Annotated in this window: 16 protein-coding genes and 1 tRNA gene; 13 read left to right on the top strand and 4 right to left on the bottom strand. The window is 43.0% G+C overall.

Going from position 1 to position 21,389, the window contains the following annotated elements; translation table 11 throughout:
- Window positions 1-87 precede the first annotated feature (87 nt).
- From AB0756_RS32330 to AB0756_RS32310, 5 genes are all read left to right on the top strand, one after another.
- On the top strand, window positions 88-2,430 hold the full coding sequence (locus AB0756_RS32330) for a CHASE2 domain-containing protein (RefSeq protein WP_038092540.1): 2,343 nt from the start codon (window positions 88-90) through the stop codon (window positions 2,428-2,430).
- A gap of 33 nt (window positions 2,431-2,463) precedes the next feature.
- Window positions 2,464-3,285: a DUF928 domain-containing protein gene (locus tag AB0756_RS32325; protein WP_038092545.1), complete on the top strand. Its 822-nt coding sequence runs from the start codon at window positions 2,464-2,466 to the stop codon at window positions 3,283-3,285.
- Window positions 3,286-3,417: 132 nt separating this feature from the next.
- The gene (locus AB0756_RS32320; protein ID WP_038092548.1) at window positions 3,418-4,560 is read left to right on the top strand and encodes a SpoIID/LytB domain-containing protein; all 1,143 of its coding nucleotides are present in this window, start codon (window positions 3,418-3,420) and stop codon (window positions 4,558-4,560) included.
- A 93-nt stretch (window positions 4,561-4,653) separates the two neighbouring features.
- Window positions 4,654-6,408, top strand: a complete 1,755-nt coding sequence (locus AB0756_RS32315) for an ABC transporter ATP-binding protein (protein ID WP_038092551.1) — start codon at window positions 4,654-4,656, stop codon at window positions 6,406-6,408.
- A complete protein-coding gene (locus AB0756_RS32310) occupies window positions 6,405-8,213 on the top strand; it encodes an ABC transporter ATP-binding protein (protein WP_050045877.1) in 1,809 nt (602 codons plus the stop codon). Before AB0756_RS32315 ends, AB0756_RS32310 begins: the two co-directional genes overlap by 4 nt.
- A gap of 45 nt (window positions 8,214-8,258) precedes the next feature.
- Here the strand turns inward: AB0756_RS32310 and AB0756_RS32305 are convergent, their stop codons facing one another.
- Window positions 8,259-9,554: a hypothetical protein gene (locus AB0756_RS32305; protein WP_038092554.1), complete on the bottom strand. Its 1,296-nt coding sequence runs from the start codon at window positions 9,552-9,554 to the stop codon at window positions 8,259-8,261.
- A gap of 15 nt (window positions 9,555-9,569) precedes the next feature.
- On the opposite strand from AB0756_RS32305, the gene AB0756_RS32300 reads away from it, so the two are divergent.
- Window positions 9,570-9,701, top strand: coding sequence for a hypothetical protein (locus AB0756_RS32300; RefSeq protein ID WP_272899747.1), 132 nt, complete (start codon window positions 9,570-9,572; stop codon window positions 9,699-9,701).
- A 106-nt stretch (window positions 9,702-9,807) separates the two neighbouring features.
- Here the strand turns inward: AB0756_RS32300 and AB0756_RS32295 are convergent, their stop codons facing one another.
- A complete protein-coding gene (locus AB0756_RS32295) occupies window positions 9,808-11,940 on the bottom strand; it encodes a DUF4114 domain-containing protein (RefSeq protein ID WP_050045876.1) in 2,133 nt (710 codons plus the stop codon).
- A 556-nt stretch (window positions 11,941-12,496) separates the two neighbouring features.
- On the opposite strand from AB0756_RS32295, the gene AB0756_RS32290 reads away from it, so the two are divergent.
- Window positions 12,497-12,976 carry a hypothetical protein gene (locus AB0756_RS32290; RefSeq protein WP_038092557.1) on the top strand — a complete coding sequence of 160 codons (480 nt, stop codon included), beginning with the start codon at window positions 12,497-12,499 and terminating at the stop codon, window positions 12,974-12,976.
- Between the two features lie 116 nt (window positions 12,977-13,092).
- On the opposite strand, the gene AB0756_RS32285 is transcribed toward AB0756_RS32290, so the two are convergent.
- Both AB0756_RS32285 and AB0756_RS32280 read right to left on the bottom strand, forming a co-directional pair.
- Complete coding sequence (locus tag AB0756_RS32285; protein ID WP_038092561.1) at window positions 13,093-15,279, bottom strand: GumC family protein; 2,187 nt, start codon at window positions 15,277-15,279, stop codon at window positions 13,093-13,095.
- Window positions 15,280-15,643: 364 nt separating this feature from the next.
- A tRNA-Gln gene (locus AB0756_RS32280) sits at window positions 15,644-15,715 on the bottom strand.
- Between the two features lie 291 nt (window positions 15,716-16,006).
- Here AB0756_RS32280 and AB0756_RS32275 point away from each other — a divergent pair.
- The 6 genes from AB0756_RS32275 to AB0756_RS32250 all read left to right on the top strand — a co-directional run bounded on the left by AB0756_RS32275 (window position 16,007) and on the right by AB0756_RS32250 (window position 21,264).
- Window positions 16,007-16,333: a hypothetical protein gene (locus AB0756_RS32275; protein ID WP_038092564.1), complete on the top strand. Its 327-nt coding sequence runs from the start codon at window positions 16,007-16,009 to the stop codon at window positions 16,331-16,333.
- A 723-nt stretch (window positions 16,334-17,056) separates the two neighbouring features.
- Entirely contained in the window at window positions 17,057-17,371 is a 315-nt protein-coding gene (locus AB0756_RS32270) for a PqqD family peptide modification chaperone (protein ID WP_038092567.1), read from the top strand.
- The gene (locus tag AB0756_RS32265; RefSeq protein WP_050045875.1) at window positions 17,355-17,807 is read left to right on the top strand and encodes a lasso peptide biosynthesis B2 protein; all 453 of its coding nucleotides are present in this window, start codon (window positions 17,355-17,357) and stop codon (window positions 17,805-17,807) included. The genes AB0756_RS32270 and AB0756_RS32265 overlap by 17 nt, the downstream gene beginning before the upstream one ends.
- On the top strand, window positions 17,804-19,834 hold the full coding sequence (locus AB0756_RS32260) for a lasso peptide isopeptide bond-forming cyclase (RefSeq protein WP_038092570.1): 2,031 nt from the start codon (window positions 17,804-17,806) through the stop codon (window positions 19,832-19,834). The genes AB0756_RS32265 and AB0756_RS32260 overlap by 4 nt, the downstream gene beginning before the upstream one ends.
- Window positions 19,835-20,033: 199 nt before the next feature.
- Window positions 20,034-20,240: a lasso peptide gene (locus AB0756_RS32255; RefSeq protein WP_038092572.1), complete on the top strand. Its 207-nt coding sequence runs from the start codon at window positions 20,034-20,036 to the stop codon at window positions 20,238-20,240.
- Between the two features lie 121 nt (window positions 20,241-20,361).
- Window positions 20,362-21,264 (top strand): hypothetical protein, encoded by a 903-nt coding sequence (locus AB0756_RS32250; protein ID WP_038092574.1) that lies wholly within the window; start codon window positions 20,362-20,364, stop codon window positions 21,262-21,264.
- The last annotated feature ends 125 nt before the right edge of the window (window positions 21,265-21,389 follow it).

The following is a 21,389-nucleotide window of genomic DNA, read 5'->3' as shown; positions in this document are numbered from 1 at the left end:
GATAAAGGATGAAAATCTTTTTCAGCCGATTTTTGTTTTAAGACTTCATACTTCTACTTCATACTTCATACTTCATACTTGTGTGTTATGTGTAAATTAGTCGTATTAAAATTTGCTGACGGTAGTTTTGAGCAAGGATTTTCCGTTACCCTTCAAATTGGTGAAGAAGGTGAGCGTCCTTCAACTGAAATTACCGGAAGATTGCCTGCAGCGGCAGAAATGCCATTGTATTACAATCACTGGCAGGTTAGTTACCGACAGTTAGGCAGTCGCTATCGTCTCTCTGCTGACAAAGTACAGGTGACAAATGTGTCTGTGACTCAGGATTGTCAAAACACGGCACATATTTTGCGATCGCGTTTTAACACCTGGCTAAAATCTGAGGAGTTTCGTCCTGTCCGGGAGAAATGGTTGGAAAAACTCCAGCCTACGGATGAGCTACGAGTTATTTTACAAACAGAAGATTATCAATTAAAGCGTTTGCCCTGGCATCTGTGGGATGTATTGGAGCGCTATCCAAAGGCTGAGTTAGCTATAGCATCGCCAACTTACGAGCGAGTCACTTCCAAAAAAACACGTAACGATCGAGTAAATATTTTAGCCATTGTTGGGAACAGTCAGGGAATTGATACTGAAGCTGACCTGAATGTCCTGCAACAGCTTAACGATGCAAATGTCACTTTTTTGGTGGAACCCCAGCGCAAAGAATTAACTGACCAACTTTGGGGTAACAGTTGGGATATTCTTTTCTTTGCAGGTCACAGTTCCAGTCAAGGGAAAGATTGTACCGGACGGATATATTTAAATCCCACTGATAGCCTCACGATCGGCGAACTCCGATATGCTTTGAGAAAAGCTGTGGAACGTGGTTTACAACTGGCAATTTTTAACTCCTGTGATGGATTGGGATTGGCGCGAGATTTAGCTGATTTGCAAATTCCCCAAATGATTGTAATGCGCGAACCTGTTCCAGATTTGGTAGCACAGGAATTTTTAAAGTATTTTTTAAAAGGGTTTGCGAGTGGCGAGCCGTTCTACCTGGCGGTGCGGGAAGCAAGAGAACGGTTACAAGGTCTTGAAGATAAATTTCCTTGTGCTACCTGGCTACCCGCAATTTGTCAAAATTTAGCAGAAGCTCCTCCTTCTTGGGAACAGATTACTGGCAACGTGGAATTACTGCCTTTAGAACCACTTCCTTTGCCGCCACCGCCACCTTCACCTAAAATTACTGTAGCATTTTTATCTTCTGTAGTCGTGACTGCCTTAGTGTGCGGGTTGAGGTTTCTAGGATTGCTGCAAGGAGCTGAACTGCATGCTTTTGACAATACGATCGCTTTACGTTCGGCTATTGTGAATGAGAAACCTGACGATCGCTTGCTCGTAGTGACTATTGAGGATGCTGATATTGCAGAACAACGGCGCAATGGCGAACGTTTAGATGGAAAATCTCTTTCAGATACCTCTCTTAACAAACTATTGGAAAAACTCGAGCAATATCAACCCCGTGCTATTGGTTTGGATCTCTACAGAGATTTTAAAGCTCAAGACCCCAATTTGATTACCCGTTTCGAGCAAACTGAAAATTTAGTTGGGGTTTGTAAGGGGAGTGATGGAGTTTCATCTGTAAACGGTATTGAACCACCACCTGAAATTCCAGAAGAACGCTTGGGATTTAGTGACTTTGTTCACGATCCTGATGGAGTTGTGCGCCGACATTTGCTTTACATGGACCCTGAGGCTATATCCTTGTGTCCGGCTTCCTTTGCATTCAGTACACAACTAGCATTCCGCTATTTACTGGCTTACGGCATTCAACCAAAGTTTACACCAACTGGAGATTTACAACTTGGCAAAACAGTTTTTCCCGGTTTGCGACCTCGCACCGGCGGTTATCAAAGTATTGATACCAATGGCGGTCAAATTTTACTGAATTATCGTTCATCCAAAAATATTGCCAAGCAGGTCACACTGACACAAATTCTGTCTTCTCCTATTAATCCAAGTGCAGTTAAGGACAAAATTGTTTTAATTGGGGTAGCTGCTAAAGGTGATTACCCAGATTATTGGGCGACTCCTTATGGAAGTAAGTTAGACGAGCAAATGCCAGGAGTATTTGTACAAGCGCATATGGTAAGTCAAATTATCAGTGCGGTTTTGGATAAGCGAAATCAACTGCAAGTTTTATCTCCATTAGTTGAAGTCGTATGGATTTTGGGGTGGTCTGTCCTAGGAGGAGTGTTTGCTTGGCGAGTTCGCTCGTTTCCTAAATTGGTGCTTGTCATTGGTGTTTTTTCTGGCTCTCTCTACATACTTTGCTTTGGTATGTTAATACAAGGATACTGGGTGCCATTTGTGCCTTCTGCTTTGGCTTTAGTTGTGACTGTTCTTGCTACGTCGGTTCAGAAGTCGGGGGTAGGGGTTAAAGAGTAAAAGTTAGATTTATTAAATTTTAAGTAATTAGTTATGATAAGAACATCAGGTTTGATAAAACTAATTTTGGCAGTTGCCTTCGGCTGCTTCAGTTTACTGGGGAGTTCAACTTGGGTGACCGCCCAGCCTGCTCGCTCGGGTGCGACAGAACGCCCTAACCCCACTCCGCCTGAGTCTAAATCGAGAACTCGCAGACAACCTATACGACTGATTTTACCTCCACTTCCTAAAGACATATCCTCTCCTGGTGGTCGTCGTTATGGTGGAGCTAGACGAACTGGGTGTCCAAAAGACGTACCATTGCAACTCACTGCCTTAGTTCCAGCCACTGAGTCACAAGGGACTGTTACAAATATTTGGGGTTTGACGTCAGCAGAACGCCCTATCCTGTGGTTCTACACGCCTTATAATAAAAGTTCTAACTATCCGGCTGATTTTGAGCTGCTTGATGACCAGTCAACTCCAATTTATAAAACAGAGATTTCCCTTCCAAATGTAGCCGGAGTCATTGGCGTTCCTCTACCTCCCTTGACAGCTGGCAAACAATATCGCTGGTTCCTCAATGTTTACTGCGATCGCCAACAGCAAGAAACTCCCATTTTTGTTGAGGGTGTGGTGCAACGCGTCAATTTGAAGCAAGCCATACAAGAGCAATTGCAAAAAGCAGAACCAATACAGCAAATTGCTATCTATGCCAATAATGGAATATGGCATGACGCGCTAACGACCCTAGCACTATTGCGGCAGAAAAATCCCAACGATGCAACGCTTGCAGAAGATTGGAAGGATTTGCTAAGTAGTATTGGTTTAAGTCAGTTCGTGACACAGCCGCTAACAGTAGCCAGTGACCCGTAACCAAAAAAAGCCCCTTCCCAGTTGCTAGTATTAAACGGTTCATCTATATTTGATTGAGTGAATCCCTATGGGAGAAAACTGAAGCACTTATCAAGCGTCCTCTAACGTACTCAAGCAAATTCCGTTGTTAGCATGAAATTCCAACTGTTCCCAGTTTTTTTATTTTCCCAGATGAAAGTACGTCATTGGTGGCTTGGTATCCTGATATGGATAGCGATGGTTGCTCCGGCTCAAGCATCAGTGATTTTACGTGTCGCCATTGAGAGGGATGTTAATCAAGTTAAAGTCGGTAGTTCTACGGCGGCTGTTGTAAAAGATGGTAGTGGTCGTACTTTAGGTCAACTCCCTCAATTGAGTTCTTACTATGCTCAAGCTGTTCCTGGGGGAGTTGCTTTAGATAGATGGCAATCTAGTTTATTCTGGATTGAGCCTATAGGTAAAGGGTATGTCTATATCGGAGATCGTTGGTATCGGGGTAGAACTCTAGTTGTTCCTTCACAAAAAGGTTTAACTGCGGTTAACTGGGTGGATATGGAGGAATATCTTTACAGCGTTCTGGGTGGGGAGATGGACTCCCGATGGCCTATAGAAGCACTGAAAGCACAAGCGATCGCAGCCCGGACTTATGCACTTTACGAACGAGAAAGACAGCGCAACAACCCCATTTACGATCTCGGCGATACACCAGATCGCTGGCAAATTTACAAAGGCGTTGTGAGTGAATCGCCTACTACTTACGCGGCTGTAGATTCCACATCAGGTAAGGTACTGACTCACAAAAATAGAATTATTCTCTCCGTGTTTCACGCTTGTTCTGGCGGTCATACTGAGGATGTTGAAAATGTTTGGGGAAGCCATGAGCCCTACCTGCGTGCTGTTCCTGACTTTGACCAAAATATCAGAGAATGCAATTGGGTCAAAACCTTTTCACCGGCGGAAATTAGCGCTCAAATTCCTGAGGTTGGCAACGTTAAGCAAATTGTACCCGAAAGCACTTCACCTTATGGCAGTGTGAAAGCTCTAAAAATTGTAGGCGATCGAGGTGAAAAAGTGCTCAGAGGTGAGGATGTACGTACAGCACTCAAGCTCAAGAGCACTCGTTTTACCGTCAGTAATGGTAATGGTAGCTTTACGTTAAGAGGGCTTGGTTTCGGTCATGCTATAGGCATGAGTCAGTGGGGTGCGTATAATCTAGCACTACGGGGATACAATCACTTGCAAATTTTAAACTACTATTACCGGGGTGTCGCTCTCGCTCCAATTCAGGTGAAATAGGATTGGCAATTGGTAATTGACGATCGCACTTGCAGCAGCATATCTCAACAAAGTACGGAACGAGGCTCTCATTTTATCAATTGAGGATGCTTTATGTTGCCAAATGTCCGCCGATTTATCACGATTTATAAGGGCTATGAGTGGTCTTTTTGGCTGTCACAAATTTTGCAGGCGATCGCAACGATTTTTACCCTGCTCATTCCCCTGATGACTCAGAGCTTGATCGATCGGGGCTTATCCCAGGGCGATCGGGAAGCCACAGTGCAAAGCGTGCTTTGGATGGTTCTATTTGCCGTGCTAGCGGCGGTTTTTACCCTCGCCAATTCTTTTTATGCCGTTACGTTTGCCGAAAATACAGCCCATGCTGTGCGGATGTTTCTGTACCGCAAAATTCAAACTTTTTCCTTTGGCAACCTAGATCGTTTCCCCACCAGCGATCTCATGGTGCGAATGACCAACGATGTCAATGCAATCAAAACGACTATTCAACTGATAATCCTATCTGTAGCCCAAGTTCCAGTCATGTTTGTCGGCGCATTGGCACTGATTTATCTAAACAGTCCCAGTTTGATGTGGATTTTGTTCGTTGTTATCCCCGCGATCGTGGCGATCCTTTTTGTCTTAGTGGTGAAAATAGGACCACTTTTTCAAATTCAGCAACAGAAGTTAGATGCTCTTAACAATATGTTGCAGGAAAACCTGGCAGGGGTGCGAGTGGTTAAAGCTTTTGTGCAAAGTGACTTCGAGAATCGTCGGTACGATCGCGTCAACCGAGACTTACGCCGAGCCACCCTGCGTCCGATGCAATATGTGGCATTTCTGCCTCCGGGCTTGTATTTGGTCATCAACTTAGCATCAGCAACCGTCCTTTGGGTTGGAGGGTATAGTTTCGATCGGGGCACTGTGACTGTGGGTGAAATGCTAGCCTTTACCCAATACCTCGCTACTATTCTAGTGCCTCTAGTGATACTGGCAGCGATCGCGCCTCAGTTGACAGCAGCAGAAGCCTCTGCCCAACGGATGTTTGAAGTTCTCGATACCATCCCCACCATCCCCGAACCTACCACTCCCACCAAATTAACCCCAGAGACTGTTAAAGGACGGATTGTATTTGAGGATGTTAGTTTCAGTTACCCCAGTTACAATGAGCGGGTGGGGCAACCCGTTTTACAAAACATCAATTTGACAATTGAACCGGGACAGACGGTGGCATTCTTGGGGACGACAGGTTCCGGCAAATCCACCTTGGTGAACCTGATTCCTCGTTTTTACGATGTGACAAGGGGACGAATTACCATTGATGGCATCGACGTGCGGGACATTCCTCTGGAAACCCTGCACCAAATTGTAGGTGTATCCCTCCAAGAGTCGGTACTGTTTAGTGGCAAAGTACGGGACAACATTTGCTACGGCAAACCAAATGCGACTGAAGACGAAATGATTGAGGCAGCAAGGGCCGCAAATGCCGATGGGTTTGTGTCAGCCATTCCCGAAGGCTATGATGCCACAGTGGCACGGCGAGGAGCCAACTTTTCAGGCGGACAGCGGCAACGCCTCTCGATCGCTCGTGCGGTAACCGTCAAACCTAGAATTCTCATCCTAGATGATAGCACCAGTGCTCTGGACATGGCTACAGAGGCGCGGGTGCAAGATGCGTTGAAACGCCTAATGGCAGACACCACCATGTTATTTGTCGCTCAACGAATCAGTACAGTCATCACTGCGGACACTATTTTCCTGCTAGAAGGTGGAAAAATTGTTGACCGGGGAAACCACGAGCAACTCCTTCACAGCAGTTCTCTGTATCAGGAAATCTACCGTTCACAATTGGGAGGTGTCACCGCATGAACAAGCCCTTGCTGCATCGAAAGGTAAAGTTTAAAGCAGGAGACCCGCCCCCAACCCAGCCACGTTTGAAGGTGTTGGGACGATTGCTCGGTTACATCACTCGGTATGCCTTAGAGGTTGTCGGAGTTATTGCGTTATTGTTGTTGAGTACAGTGTTAAACCTGCTTATTCCCTATTGGCTGGGGGTAGGGCTGAACAATCTAAGCAGCACTCCCGATCTAAGGGTCATTACCCAAGTGGCTATCGGGATAGCGATCGCAGCTATTTGCAGTTCCGGTGTCATGCTCTGGCAAACTCTGATGCTGAATCGCGTAATACAACGGGCACTTTATCGTTTGCGGCAGGATTTGTTTGAGCAGATGCAAACCCTGTCGCTGAACTTCTTCGATCGCCAACCGATTGGTGACTTAATGAGCCGTGTTACCAATGATACGGATGCAGTTGCCCAATTTTTTCGTAACAGCTTGAATTTAGTTGTTAGCGAAACGTTGCAATTGGTCTTCCTTGTTTTAGCCATGTTCCTGCTGAACTGGAAACTGGCGATCGCAGCTTTGACAATTGCCCCACTGATTGTGCTGTTTTTAGGCTTCATCAGTCAGATTGCGGGACCTGTGTTTGCCAATCTTCAAGCACAGATTGGCGAACTCAACAGCTTATTGGAAGAAACTGTCAGCGGGCAGAAGGTGGTAATTGCTTACGGTCAGCAGGAAGAGGCGATCGCAACCTTTGAGGATATCAGTCATTTAGCTCGCTTAGCAGGTGTCAAGGCACGCTTGCTAGCATTAGTAAGCGGTCCGGTTACCCTCGTTTTGACGAACCTGGATGTGGCTTTAGTAGCACTAGTGGGGGGACTACTGACCTTGCGAGGAGAGGCTAATATCGGGGTTGTTGCTACTTTCTTACAATACACTCGTCAGTTCTCGATTCCAATTGCGAGTCTTGGTAATAACCTAGATACTTTGCTAGCTGCAAGCGCCGCCGCCGAGCGCATTTTTAGCATTTTGGATGAACGACCAGCCATTGTAGACCAGCCCAATGCTCCAGAAATGCCACCAATTCAGGGCCACGTACTGGCTCGCGATGTAAACTTTAGCTATATTCAAGGTAGACCTATCCTGAAGCACAACAGCTTTGAAGCCAGACCGGGCGAAAAAATTGGCTTGTGCGGACCGACTGGAGCAGGGAAGAGCACCATTATCAACCTGATTACTCGGTACTACGACCTCGATGGGGGCGAAATTTTGATTGATGGGCATAACATTGCCACCTTCCAACAGGACAGTCTGCGGCGGCAAATTGGCATTGTGTTACAGGAGGCATTTTTGTTCTCTGACACAGTTATGAACAATCTGCGCTATGCCCGTTTAGATGCCACCGAGCAGGACTGTATTGAGGCGACCAAACAAGCCAATGCTCATGAATTCATTTTGCATCTGCCAGATGGTTACAATACAATGCTGACGGAACGAGGCAGTAATTTAAGCCAAGGACAACGGCAATTACTAACCATTGCCCGCATGATGGTTCAAAATCCCCGCATGGTTATTCTGGATGAAGCGACTAGCAATATAGACACCAGAACCGAACAGAAGATTCAACAAGCCTTAGATCGATTAATGCAAGGACGTACTAGCTTTGTGATTGCCCACCGTTTGAGTACAATTCGCAATGCGGATCGGATTCTGGTGCTTAAGGCAGGTGAAATTATTGAAACTGGTACTCATGACGAACTGATGCAAAAACAAGGATTCTACTATGACTTATTTATGAGTCAGTTCAAAGGTAAATTGAATTATGAATTATGAATGCTGAATTAAAAATTTCATAATTCATAATTCATAATTCATAATTTATAATTCATCATTCTTCTTAAATTCTTGTTCTAGCAAATCCGTTTCAGTAGAGTAAGCTAAATCGTCAGTACCGATGACTTTTGCTGTGGCAAATTGACGGGCATAAGAAATTTTTTGCTCCAGTTGCGTATTTGGATCTGCTAACAATCTAGCACGCTCCTGTCGAACGCGGTTGCGGCTGCTAATTTTGCTGTTGCGCCATTGAATCCAAAAGTATCGGATTAAGGGGATCGCAAGAAAACCCGTTCCATAAGCTAATAACAGCCAGTAAATTCCTTGAACAAAGGCAACCAATCCCCCTAGCTGTGCTGCTACTACGCCATCTCTTAACAAACTTCCCAACACTAACGCACCGACGAAATTTGCGACTCCGAGCCCAGCACTTAACATAATTTGCCCTGATGTTGCTGCACTGAATCGCCAAGAAAATTCCATGAGATGGTCTGATAGGGGGTCATAATGCTGTTGAGCATCACTTCTCCTTACGGATTTGGCAGATCCCTGCGACGGGATACCGCCCTGTAGTACTGCACTCACTTGCAATTCTGGAAAATAATAGACAATTTCTCCTTCGGGGCTGACTGCAGGTTGTCCGTTAAAACGAGTCAGAACGGGCAACATATAATCTTCGTACTCTTTTGCAGAACCTTCTCCTATGTCATCAAGATAAGGCGCAATCTGTTCGGCAACGATCGCACCTCGATTCTTGCGAATGACGCTAGCAATTTCTTGCCATCGGCGTTCTTCTAAATTGGCATTGGGGTTACCATCACCAAATAAAAACGAAAACACGGCTTCAAAGAAATTGAGATGGCTTTTTTCTCGCCGTCTTTGTCGTTGGTGGGTATCGTAGTCAGGGCTGAGATACCAAAAGATATCGGGGAAATAAAAGAAACTAAAACTGCTACCCCTGTCATCCCCATCCCGGTCCGAGTTGGCGGCAGAGATAATTAAGATAATTGAGAGCGTTATCAGAGCAATGGAAGCAATGAGGAAAATTCCAAAGGAAATACGAATTAGGTAAAAAATAATTCCCCAAATTTTTTGCCACCATTCCTGCAATCTTAATTGAAAGTATTTATTACGTAAAATATCTCGAAAGTTTTTAGGAAATAGGTAAACAATATCACCAGTCTCTGAAACTTGTAGATGTCCGCCAGCATCAGAAGCTAGGGCTAGTAAACCCTGATTTGCCTCTGCAACATTTAAACCAGCTTGAGTTGCCACGTCTCCAACGGTGACGCGATAACCCAATTGTTCTACAGTTCGCATTATGGTGGGATTTGGAGCCATCGCTCTTCCCTCGCAATGAAAAATAAGCTTACTGTTTCTAGTATAGAATTTGAGTTTTCATTGAGTGCCGATGGCGTTAGTTCTGACGTATGCAGCAATGAAGTACCTACACCGACTGGTACTCAGTACGGTGTAGGTACGTTATAGGAGGTTCCCATTTACAGGAATTTGCGAGCAGCTAGCTAATAACAAGCTTGCAATTGCAATGACACTTAAATATTTGCGAATTGCTTTTTCCGAGCGCTGCTGTTTGTCAAGAACTTTGTATCTTCACTTTAAAAGTCAAGTCATTGAAATCTGGATCTTGTGCATTGAGTAGGTCTTCAAACCCAAACTGGTTGTTGTCTAACAGCTTAACATGATTTGTCTTGTCAAGATTTGCCGCTCCTTGGCTAAAGAATGCTTGGAGATTACCAAATGGATTGTTGAGAAACTGCTCTACTGTACCATTAGCGATCAGATAAGGTGCGTACAAAGCTCCACCATCAAATTGGCTGATAAGCTTGCCTGTATTCCGATTTATCTCTCCCCCAGATACCCGTTGTTTCAGTGCTGCTTGGGCATAGCCAGGATCTTCCGGATAAATCAGTTTGTTAGTCATGGAATCGAGAACTGCTCCATCTGCACTAGCGATTTTATAAAAGCCTGCAGAGTTATTGTAGAAAGCGTCACTCTTAATGTCGTCGAGGGTGACGGAGACTTTGCTATCGACCTTACCGTCTCGATCGAGGTCAACCGAACGCAGGTCAATAAGTAGCTTTTGGGAGTCAATAAAGCTATCGACAGGAGTCATAACTTGATAGTCATCCGTTTTGTTGTTGCCTTTGTTGCTACTCGCACTGCTCGGTACTGGAATCTGTCCGTTGGGAACAAATTCAAATGCACCGGCGTCAGGTTGACTGTCTCGGAGAACACCACGTTGGTCTTTTGTAGTAGCCCCATTTGTAGTTCCACCACTGATAGCTGGACTACCGCTCTCAAGCACGTACATCAAACGGTTTCCCACCAATTGGAGAGTGTCGCTAAGCTTAAGGTCATCTACGTATGTAGCAGTTGCTGTGACTTTTGGTCCTAGGTCGCCTACAGTTTTTTCTACGAAATTACCGCCACCATCTTTCAACTGGTAATTCGTATGCATCTGTTGTGGAGATGCAGTGTTACCAGCGAAGATAGTATTGGTCAGGGTAATGTCATCACTGTTGCGATCGTTTGACCAAATAGCTCCGCTGTATCGTCCTGCTGAGTTGTTGACAAAAGTATTATTTGTAATATTTACGGGTGTGTTATCCGGCGTATTTAAGGTAAGAGCTCCACCCATATCGTCCCTCGCCGAGTTACCAGAGAAAGTAGAGTTTTCAATGTTAACTGTTAAAGTGCCATCGATCCAAGCTCCTCCACCTTGGTGCTCTGATGTGTTATTGGCAATGGTTGTATTGCGAATAGTCAAGTAACCGCTGTTAACACGTAGACCGCCACCCTTGGAGTTATTTTCAGCTCCTCCTCCATAGGTTACTGAATTGCCAACGATTGAACTGTCCTCAATCAGAATTTTATCGGGGTTATACGTCCATAGGGATAACCCACCGCCAAGACCCTTAGCTTTGTTGCTTTCAAAAACACTCCTACGGATAGTAATTTCACCACCTAGGTCATCTTTTTCCGATTTGTCAGCTCCATCAGTGAAGACAGCACCCCCATCTCTAGTACTTTCATTATTCTTGAAAGTGGAATCTTCAATAGTCAGAGGACCAAGTAGGCTGTAGACAGCTCCACCTTCACTACCCTTGTTATTGGTAAAAGTACTGCCTTCAATCTTGACGAAGCCATTACCCGGATCGAAGTCAGGTATACCTCCGGAGCCATAGGTGGAAATTGCTCCCGCACTGTGGTCATCATTGGCGATCGAACCATCATTGCCGTCAAACGTACTGTTACGAACAGTGAGGGAGCCACCAAAGCCAACGCGAATGGCTCCACTCCGCTCACCAACATTATTCTTAAAGAGACTATTTTCAACCACGACATCGCTGAAGTCATGAATCCGGATAGCACCTCCTGCTGCAAAATCCTGGTCACTCGTAGTACCAGCAACTGCCCTACCATCTACGAACGCCAAGTCCTTGATAGTCACGTTAATACGGTTCTCTTGGTTGCCGATATTGAAAATACGGCTCTGTTGATTGCCACTAATTGCTAAATTTGATGCATCTGAGCCATCAAAAGTTAAAGGCTTGAGAATACCAATTTCACCACTAGTGAGAATTATCTTGTCGTTAGCAAGATTGGAGGCAAATTTAATCGTGTCTCCTGGTTGAGCATTTGCGACTGCCTCTCTTAAAGAACCAGCTCCACTGTCTGCGGCACTGGTAACGCTGATAATAGCCATGAGTCATTCCTCGGGTAACATTAGCTGGTAGAGCCCCCGAAGTCACTCTTTCGATGGTTGTGCGTCATTACTAGTATTAACCTTGACAACAACTACACTTATGTTTCCATCTTGCAGCAGTATATCATATCTTTATTTTTTCGGTAGTGTTTTGGCAGTTAAGGTAAAAAATTTACTTTGTGCTCAGTAGAAAATTACCTTCTCATATCAACTGCTAATTACCTAAATGCTTGCTAGAGTAAACTTTAGAGACGATTTATAGGAATTTTACAAACCTCTCGTTGCCGGAAATGTAACACAAAAACGGTTTTGTGTGACAAAATATTACAAATAAAGCCAGAATAGGTATGAAGCAGGAGTAGGCTCGCAAACGACAACAGGCGATCGCAAACCAACGCAGGTTAGATTATATTTAGGTAAGCTAAAAAATCATTTGCATATGCCAAAATAAATCGTTTAGTGACTTTATCTGGTTTTGCTGCTGCTGATTTTTTAGCTTGTTTTGCGTTAAAATTATTATCCCCGGCTTGATAAATAGCAAAATTTTTGCCCTACCATGGTTCAATACACTCTTGCTCAAAGCCCAGAAATTGTTCTTACCGTTCCTGGAAAAGATTCCACAAAAGCCCGTGAGAAAGCAATGGATCAGTTGATGAAACTGATGGATGAAGGTAAACTTCCTACAGAATTAGAAGATGGCTTTGGTCCTCAACAACTGATTGAACTGAAAGAAGCCCCAGTTGAGACAAATAGTGATGAAGATGCTATTTCTCAAGCTGTCCAAGTTTTAAGCAATCTTGCTACGCTCAAACTAAAAGTGCAAGAGTCACGCACGGAAGCTCTGGAAATTCGCAAGGCAGTTGATGTTTTGTTCTTAGATAAATCGGTGACAGAAGAGGAGATCGCTCGTCTTAAAGAAGGTTTTAAAGTTCTCAAAAATTATGCTCAAGCTAATCTACGCTATCACGAAGCAAGAACAAAAGCAGAAGAAGCTCGCCAAATTCTAGATCGGGCTTTGAAATCTCCTGAAAAGTGACGAGTCAATGGGTGCTTGTATTTAGAAAAATACTGAGTTTATAGTTGCGCCATAGCGCAACCATAAACTATTACCCATTAACGTTTTTCTCCATTCTTTCTCCTACAAGAAGTAGACTAAGAATTAATGGAGTCTAAAACTTCGTTGTGTCCAACTCTTTCAGCGCTCATACTCTTGTAATATTGCTGATAGTAGCTGTAAGAGGTTGTAGTGGCATCCTTTGATTTGTTGGCTATGACTCCTAAAATTGGCGTACCCGAGACCTGGAGTTCTTCTAGTGCTTGCTGGAACATAGTCCGTTTGAGCTTGCCCAACCCAGCAACGAGTACAAGACCATTTGTGTTAACTGCTAGCAAGTTAGCATCTGCAAAACCAACTAGAGGGGATGTGTCATAAATGACTAAATCAAACGTGGATTGTAAGTCATTCATCAAATCCTGCATTTTACGAGATGCAAGCAATCGAATGGAGTCCGGTGGCGTTGGACCAGCACTCAACACAAACAAGTTATCCTCTAAGGGCGATCGCTCAATAACATTATTCCAGTCTAAGTCTTGGGCAATAATATCGGTTAGTCCCTGAATGTTCATTAGACCAACACGACTGTGTATGGTAGGGTTGCGTAAATTGGCATCTACTAGCAAAACTCGATGCCCCATCGCTGCGGCTGCAAGTGCTAAGTGTATTGCAACGGTTGTCTTGCCATCTTCTTGTCCTGGGGAACTAATAACTAGCGAACGAATCGGAGCATCTGAACTTAGAAGAAGAATGTTAGTGTACAGAGAGCGAAAAACTTCAAAGAAGGAAGCACGGGCTGCTTGTTGCTCCTCACTTGCTGCTTCTTGCCAAGCCATTGCGCCAAGCTCTTTTCTTAGAGGAACGACTCCCAACAGTGGTAATCGAGTCGCTTCTTTTAGGTCTTTAGATGTGTAAAAAACGTTGCTCAGCTTATCTATCACCAAAGCTGCGCCTGTACCAAGTAGTAAACCTAACAACGTTCCCAAAGCCAAATTCCGTTTAGTACTGTCTTTAACAGCCTCAGGCTCTGTCACTTCTGCCAGCCGGGGGTCAAGTAACTTCCATGATGGCAATGATTGAGCTTGTTCGATTTTCAGTGCTTGTTCTTTGGCTGTAAATTGAACCAGACCATCCGTAACAATCTTTAAGTCCCTCTGAGTATCATCGTATTGACGAATAACACTGGCTAAATTTCTCAGGTAGGTGTTAAAGTAGCTAATTTTTTCACCCAAAGCGCGATCGCGAGCTTGGAGTGCTCGGATGCGGCTTTGATAATCTCTTTTGACGCGATTTTCTTCAGCCGTTAGCATTGGGAGTAAATTTGCTCGCTGTTCCTGCAAGAATTGCAGACTTGGATTTGTATCTGTGAATTTAGCTGCATCTTTTTTCACTTCAATTTCCACTGTTTGCAGCTGATCTAATATCTTTTGATAGCGAACATTTTCACTCAGCACTGAGTTACCAGCCCTATCCCCTGGTTGTTGCGCCAACTCCCTTTGCAAGTCCTGGTAACTCGCTATCATCTGTTCTAGCTGTACGCGATTTTCTGCCTGCTGTTGCGTCAAAGTAGCAATTTGAGCGGATACTTCTTGAGCTTTCTGTGCTGGCTCTACCAAATTATGCTCTTGTCGAATTTTTTGCAGTTTTCTTTGCCAAGCTCTAACTTTTGCCTCTAAAGGAGTTTTTTGTTCTCTCACAAAATTAATTGCCTGCTGAACTTCGCCTCGACGTTCTTTTAAACTATAGGCAATGTAAGCATCTTTCAGCAAAGTTAAAGTATCTCGGACTAGCTCCTCGTCTGGGCTAGTAAATTTAACTTCTAAAATATTTTGTTGTTGTGATTCTATTTCTAAAAGTTTTGTAATTTTCTGGTAATCCAATTTTGGATATTTAGTTTGGTATTTAACTTGGAGTCTTTTAACGACTGGATCTAGCATCCCACGGCTTTTGAGAACTTGAATTGTTGTGGCAACGGGTTCTGCTTGTTCGGGAGGTGCTATTCCTTTGCCTTGGGACTCCAAGGTTTGAGGAACGTTAGCGACTGCGCGACTTTCTCCAGTCACTGGTTTGGTTAAAATTTCAAACTTTCCTTCATAGACTGGAGGATCTGTTTCTGCCTTTAAAACTGCTGCTGTAGCCACTACACCTGTTACACCAGCGATTAACAATGCACGGCGACGGAGAGATGCTCCCACTTGACCTAAATTTAGCCCCCCTTCATCTTCATTTGACTGAGTGGCATAGGCTTGCGATGACGGGTGTTGATATTGTTCTGACTTCAGCATAGCCTTGTATAAATTTTCTAATTTGTGGTTTTACGTAGTTGCACAGTGCAGCTCTATTGTGGATACACACTTACGTATGTCGAACTGCTAAGTGGTTTGACACACTCGATCAATGAATTCAAGCGCTAATTGCGTGTTCCTGACAATCTTCAGGAGATGCAAACTTTATCAGAAACGAGAGATCGACTTATTCACCCTGTTTGAAGTTTTGAAGAGTAGAAGTTACACTGAGGCGATGCACAATTATAGATACAGTATCATTATGCAACATAAATTTGCCAGTTACCTGTCAACTCAGTAACAATTGCGAGGATTATCGCATAAAATTACAGGGTAGACTCTTTCATGTCTACCCTGTTAAATACTGGGGCGCTAGGATTCGAACCTAGGGATGGCGGGACCAAAACCCGCTGCCTTACCACTTGGCTACGCCCCATCACATTCACGTTAATTAATATAGCAGTAACTCCAGGGGAAGTGTCAAGTACTTTGACAATTAATTTTAGGCAACCGGATTTGTCATGTTCTTCGACCCGATGCTTTCTTAACTTCTACCTTTAGGTAGTAGCTTTTTTAGCTTACATTCGCCATCTAAGGCTGACATAACTTAAAATAACAATCTATAGGTTTAGCTTTTACTTGGTATTCATTTTCATTTTAGGTTTTGATTTCTAGCCCTCATCAGGGCATCTCTCATGCCAATTCTCTGTAAATTTTCAAAAAACTTATGTTTTTTATCAGGTCAGGCATCAACTTCAATATCGTTTGTTTGTTAATACTGAACTTTCTACTGAATAAATTAAAACGCCAGAAGAACAAAACTTATGATTACACTCAGTATATTTGCGGTTGCGATTATGTATTTGAGGTAGCAGAGGGTGGAACGACAGGTTATATGACGGGACAAGGTAAAGGTATCAAACCAGGAGATTACATAATTTTGCGGGATGGTTCTATTTTATGTCGATATCAGGTTGCAGAAATTGATTATTATGCCGAGCCACCAGATATGTGGATGGCTTTACTCCAAAAGGTGACGGTTGATTCACAGTAAAACTCAGTTACAAGAATGTTTCTATCCAAGTTTGGTTAATTAAGCAATATCAATTGAGGAACATATTTTAAAAGAGAATTGAAACCTTTCTTGACAAAAAAATAGATTTCACTAGGATTATCAAATATTCATTTACAATTTCTTAAAATTAATATGTTTTTTTTATAAATTTACTTATCGTTTTAGAAACCTCATTGAGCGTATACTAGAATGAGAACGAAATTGAAAAGCATCTCCAAATTGGGAATATAGGGTTTTGTGTTTGGGTTGAGAATCTACCACTATACACAGTGAAATGTAGTAAAGCCTTGAATCTTTGAAAACTATGGTATCGGGGAAACGCTGCTTCAAAAAGATGTGAATGTAAAAATTGTTACAACGTAATTTTTTTCAATAAAGTTTCGTTGTCAGGCTATTATGCTGCAAGAATCACTGCCAATAAAATTGTTAGGTTGGTCGTGCAACAGAATTAATAATAGTCTATAGCAATCATAAATGATTTACAAACACCTCTTCCTTGTCTTCCTTGTCCTCCTTGTCTCCCTGGTTTAGATTTCAAATAGGATTGCTATATCTGGATGAAAAAACCTTTGCAATGAAAGATGGGAAGGTTCGAGAATCATCTGTTACTAAATAATTTTTGGCTAAAAATTTATAGCAACAGAGTTTTTTGTAAAAATTTTGAAAAAAAGTATTGAATCAAAAAGGGAAAATCTCAAGCTTATGGCACAAAAATCACTAGATGGGAAAGTGTTAGAGTCATCTGTAGTGGTAGCTGTTGGAGAGCAAATTTCTTCAGATCTGGGTGGAGAAGCAGTAATTTTGAATCTCAAGACAGGGGTTTATCACGGATTGAATCAGGTTGGTACACAAATTTGGAATTTAATTCAGCAACCTCAGCATGTAGAGAAGATTAAACAAGTGCTTCTACAAGAGTACGAAGTTGAAGCAGAAGTTTGCATGAGTGACTTATTAGAACTGCTAAATAATTTAAAAACTACAGGGCTAGTTGAGGTAAGGGATGAGACAGCTACATAGCTTGTTCAAACTTTCAGGGAGCGATCGCTCTCTGTTAGCAATAACTGTGATTCTGTTGGGAACTATCAGGATGGGGTTATGGCTGTTGGAGTTTCGCGTATTACTTAAACTTCTGAACAAGATCGGTCAATCGAATTTCCTGATTTTTACTTCTCCTAGCAGTTCTGTTTCTGTGAGCAAAATTATTTGGGCTGTAAACGTAGCTAGCCGTTATATGCCATATGGGGTAAAGTGTTTGGCGCGTGCTTTGACTGCTTGGGTGCTAATGAGCCGTTACGGGTATTCGTCCGAACTACGGATAGGTGTTGCCAAAGACACAGCAGGAAGGTTAGAGGCTCATGCTTGGATTGAGTATGAAGGACGAGTTGCGATTGGTAATTTGATAGACCTCTCTCGATTTACTCCACTGCCATCTTTACAAGGAGTCAAATTATGAGCGGTATTGTAGGGATATATTACCTTGATAATCGTTATGTAGAGCATCAAGAGCTACTGTCAATGACTGATACCTTGGTACACCGGGGACCCGATGGTGCAGACATTTGGGTTAGCGGGTCTGTAGGTTTGGGACACCGAATGCTGTGGACGACGCCAGAATCTATATTCGAGAAACTACCACTCGTTAATGAAACAGGCGATTTAGCTATTACCGCAGATGCTCGTATTGATAATCGAGAGGAGTTGATCTCTAAGCTAGATTTCTGCGATCGCCCAATAGAAAAAATTACAGATAGTGAATTTATCCTTGCTGCTTATAAGAAGTGGGGTGAATCTTGTCCGGAGCATCTTTTGGGAGACTTTGCCTTTGCGATTTGGGATAGGCACAAGAAATGTTTATTCTGTGCGCGAGATCATTTTGGAGTCAAGCCTTTTTATTACTATTGTCAACCGCGTCAAGGCTTTTTATTTGCCTCTGAGATCAAGGCATTGCTGTGTTTAGCAGAAGTACCTCATTGCCTTGATGAAGTTAGAATTGCTGACTTTTTGACCTTGATGATGGAAGACAAAGGCATCACAACCTACAAAGACATCCTACGGCTTCCACCAGCGCACAGTATGGTTGTCAATGAATCAGAACTACGCCTGTGGTCTTACTGGTCTCTCGACCCTAACCGTGAAATTAAGTTAGAGTCTGATGAAGATTACGCCGAGGAATTTAAAAAAATTTTTACAGAAGCAGTGCGTTGCCGTCTGCGTAGCGCTTTTCCCATAATCAGCCACTTGAGTGGTGGATTAGATTCTTCTGCTGTAACTTGTGTAGCTCGAAACTTATTAACTGAATCAGAAAAATATCAATTATATACAATCTCAACTATTTTTGATAAGATTACCGAGTGTGACGAACGTCCGTATATTAATGCAGTATTAGACCAAGGAGGATGCATTCCTCATTATGTTTATGGAGACCAGCTGAGTCCGCTATCTAACCTCGATTGCATTTTTCAGTACGAAGATGAAGCCCTGCTTGGTTCCAGTTATTTTTATCCTTGGAACTTGAACCGCACTATCAAGAATTTAGGGATGCGAATTTGCCTTGATGGTTTTGACGGTGACACGACAGTTTGTCACGGTATGAGCAGGCTTACAGAACTTGCATATCAAGGAAAGTGGAAAACCTTTATACAGGAAGTAACAAAAGTTTCGCAACACTTTAATTTCTCTCCTAGTGCTATGTTTCGGGGTTACGGTCTGCCTTACCTCAAGAATTTAGCAAAACAGTGGCGTTGGATAGAATTTGCCAATGCCGTGCAGTTAATTCACAAGCATTTTGGTAGTTCGCGCAAACAGTTAATTTTGCATCACGGGCTTAAACCTCTACTTCCAAGAGTACTACAGAAGTTTTTCCAGTGGCGGAGAAAGCAGAAGAGGTCACTAGCTTCAGCAACTTCCCAAACTTCTCTAGTCAATCGTGACTTTGCAGAAAGTATTGATTTGGATAAACGTATCCAGCAGTTAGTTAGTTCCACCAACCAACCCCTAAGTGTAAGAGAAGAGCATTGGCGTAATCTAACTCAGGGTATATTAGCATACACCCTAGAGCAGATGGATCGGTGTGCGGCAATGTTTTCCTTGGAAGCTCGTCATCCATTTATGGATAAAAGACTGGTTGAATTCTGTCTGGCACTACCTTCCGAGCAAAAGTTGTACCAAGGTTGGAGCCGGATGATTATGCGCCGTGGTTTGGCAGGTATTTTGCCAGAGAAAGTTCAATGGCGTGGGGGAAAAGCGGATCTGACACCCAATTTCAATGACGGGTTTTTAAACCGCGATCGTCAACTTCTAGATGAGGTCATGTCTCACAAAATAGAAAGCATGGCAAAATATATTGATTTGGATTTTTTGCAAGCAGCTTATCAACGAATCTTATCACCAGGGAGTCAAATCGCTGACAGTGATTGTATAGCAGTTTGGCAAGCAGTGATTTTGGCATTATCGCTGGAATTTAAAGGATTAGTACCCTAATTACGTAAACTTGGCAGGTGGTGAATCTGTATAGATAACAGTGCGATCGCCGTAAGTCCAGTTAAGCTGGTGCATCACCACAGACTGAGAGCTTGGCAGGTTGTGGTTTTAATCAAAAAGCTACGCTGTAAGTCCAGGTTGGTGCTATCTGCAACAAATAACTCCGTTAACTATATACTCAAAATCAGGAGATAGATTCATGAAAAGTAGATACACAGCTCCCAAGCTGACTGTTTACGGTAATGTTGCTGAGATTACCCAAATTCTTGGCAGCTCATCAAACAATGACTTTTTGTTCTTCAACGGCAATGTTAACTCCAGTGCTGCGGCTTCCCCCGACGCGGGTTCAAGCGATCTTTGTATAGGACCTGCTCCATCTAACGCTAATTGCGGAAAGTTGGAATAAAGTTAGACGCAAAGGCGCAAATGTAGGAATCCTATTGGACTTTTGAAAGATAAAGTAGGGTGGGCATTGCCCACCTTACGAAACTTTTGGTAGGCAATACTTATCTAACCTCGGATTTATTATGAAAATCTACAAAGCATACAACTTATGCATTGCGTCAGAATTGCCACTTGCTCAATTAATTGAAACTGAGGATGAGCCTGATATAATTGTACGATTTGGTAAAGTAGATCGTGCAACTGCAAGGGAACAAGAAGGTAGCAAAAATGTTGTGGGAGGAATACCAGAAGTAGGTGAGTTTTTGATTCGTGACGGACAGGAAATTGTTATGAATCCCGTACCGCATGTGGACGAAACTCTTCTAAGCACTGTAATTTTAGGTCCTGTATTATGCGTACTGCTGCGTCAAAGGGGACTACTAGTTCTACATGCAAGTTGTATTCGTATGGACAAAAAAGCAGTGGCGTTTATGGGTGGTTCCGGGTGGGGTAAGTCAACTTTAGCAGCAGCATTTCATAGTAAAGGGTACGACATATTAACAGATGATGCCATGGCTATTCAATTTGCGGCAGGCAACCCGATTGTTATTCCTGCTTATCCTCAGTTCAAACTTTTTCCCGAGGCACTTACTTCTTTAGGACACGATACTAAGGGGTTGCATCCGGTTTTCCAAAATGCATCCAAATTATCTTATAAGTTTGCTCGTGGTTTCTACTCATCTCCCTTACCGCTTGAGCGAATTTATGTACTTGCTAAAGGAACATCTCACGAAATCGTCAAGCTACAACCTCAGGAAGCTTTTATTGAGTTAGTACGTCATACTCGCGCCATGAAAGTCATGACAGATGCAGAATTTATGAATTCTCATATGCGTTTGTGTGGCGAGCTTATTAAAAATATTAGTTTCTGTCGTTTCACTCGCAAACCCGGCTTAACTGATTTACCACAACTTGTAAAGTTGATTGAGAATGACTTGATACCAACATCAAATTGTGACCAAAAAACGATGGCGAGAATTTTCTAGCTGCCTTTTATCGTTTACTGTTAGCTGTCAAGTGGCTTCAAACTCTATTCTTTATCCCTAATATTAAGAGGTGCTGTTACGTTGTTAAGACAATTTAGTAGCGCGAATAAAATTCTATTTCAAAT

The sequence above is a fragment of the Tolypothrix campylonemoides VB511288_2 genome (genome assembly GCF_045999855.1).
GTDB classification, from domain to species: Bacteria; Cyanobacteriota; Cyanobacteriia; order Cyanobacteriales; family Nostocaceae; genus Scytonema; species Scytonema bouteillei_A.
This window is presented reverse-complemented; position numbering and strand designations above follow the sequence as displayed.

Bases quoted from the DNA above. Each gene is read 5' to 3' on its own strand.
- AB0756_RS32330 (WP_038092540.1), top strand. From the start codon at position 88: ATGTGTAAATTAGTCGTATTAAAATTTGCTGACGGTAGTTTTGAGCAA.
- AB0756_RS32325 (WP_038092545.1), top strand. From the start codon at position 2,464: ATGATAAGAACATCAGGTTTGATAAAACTAATTTTGGCAGTTGCCTTC.
- AB0756_RS32320 (WP_038092548.1), top strand. From the start codon at position 3,418: ATGAAATTCCAACTGTTCCCAGTTTTTTTATTTTCCCAGATGAAAGTA.
- AB0756_RS32315 (WP_038092551.1), top strand. From the start codon at position 4,654: ATGTTGCCAAATGTCCGCCGATTTATCACGATTTATAAGGGCTATGAG.
- AB0756_RS32310 (WP_050045877.1), top strand. From the start codon at position 6,405: ATGAACAAGCCCTTGCTGCATCGAAAGGTAAAGTTTAAAGCAGGAGAC.
- AB0756_RS32305 (WP_038092554.1), bottom strand. From the start codon at position 9,554: ATGGCTCCAAATCCCACCATAATGCGAACTGTAGAACAATTGGGTTAT.
- AB0756_RS32300 (WP_272899747.1), top strand. From the start codon at position 9,570: ATGAAAAATAAGCTTACTGTTTCTAGTATAGAATTTGAGTTTTCATTG.
- AB0756_RS32295 (WP_050045876.1), bottom strand. From the start codon at position 11,940: ATGGCTATTATCAGCGTTACCAGTGCCGCAGACAGTGGAGCTGGTTCT.
- AB0756_RS32290 (WP_038092557.1), top strand. From the start codon at position 12,497: ATGGTTCAATACACTCTTGCTCAAAGCCCAGAAATTGTTCTTACCGTT.
- AB0756_RS32285 (WP_038092561.1), bottom strand. From the start codon at position 15,279: ATGCTGAAGTCAGAACAATATCAACACCCGTCATCGCAAGCCTATGCC.
- AB0756_RS32275 (WP_038092564.1), top strand. From the start codon at position 16,007: ATGTTTTTTATCAGGTCAGGCATCAACTTCAATATCGTTTGTTTGTTA.
- AB0756_RS32270 (WP_038092567.1), top strand. From the start codon at position 17,057: ATGGCACAAAAATCACTAGATGGGAAAGTGTTAGAGTCATCTGTAGTG.
- AB0756_RS32265 (WP_050045875.1), top strand. From the start codon at position 17,355: ATGAGACAGCTACATAGCTTGTTCAAACTTTCAGGGAGCGATCGCTCT.
- AB0756_RS32260 (WP_038092570.1), top strand. From the start codon at position 17,804: ATGAGCGGTATTGTAGGGATATATTACCTTGATAATCGTTATGTAGAG.
- AB0756_RS32255 (WP_038092572.1), top strand. From the start codon at position 20,034: ATGAAAAGTAGATACACAGCTCCCAAGCTGACTGTTTACGGTAATGTT.
- AB0756_RS32250 (WP_038092574.1), top strand. From the start codon at position 20,362: ATGAAAATCTACAAAGCATACAACTTATGCATTGCGTCAGAATTGCCA.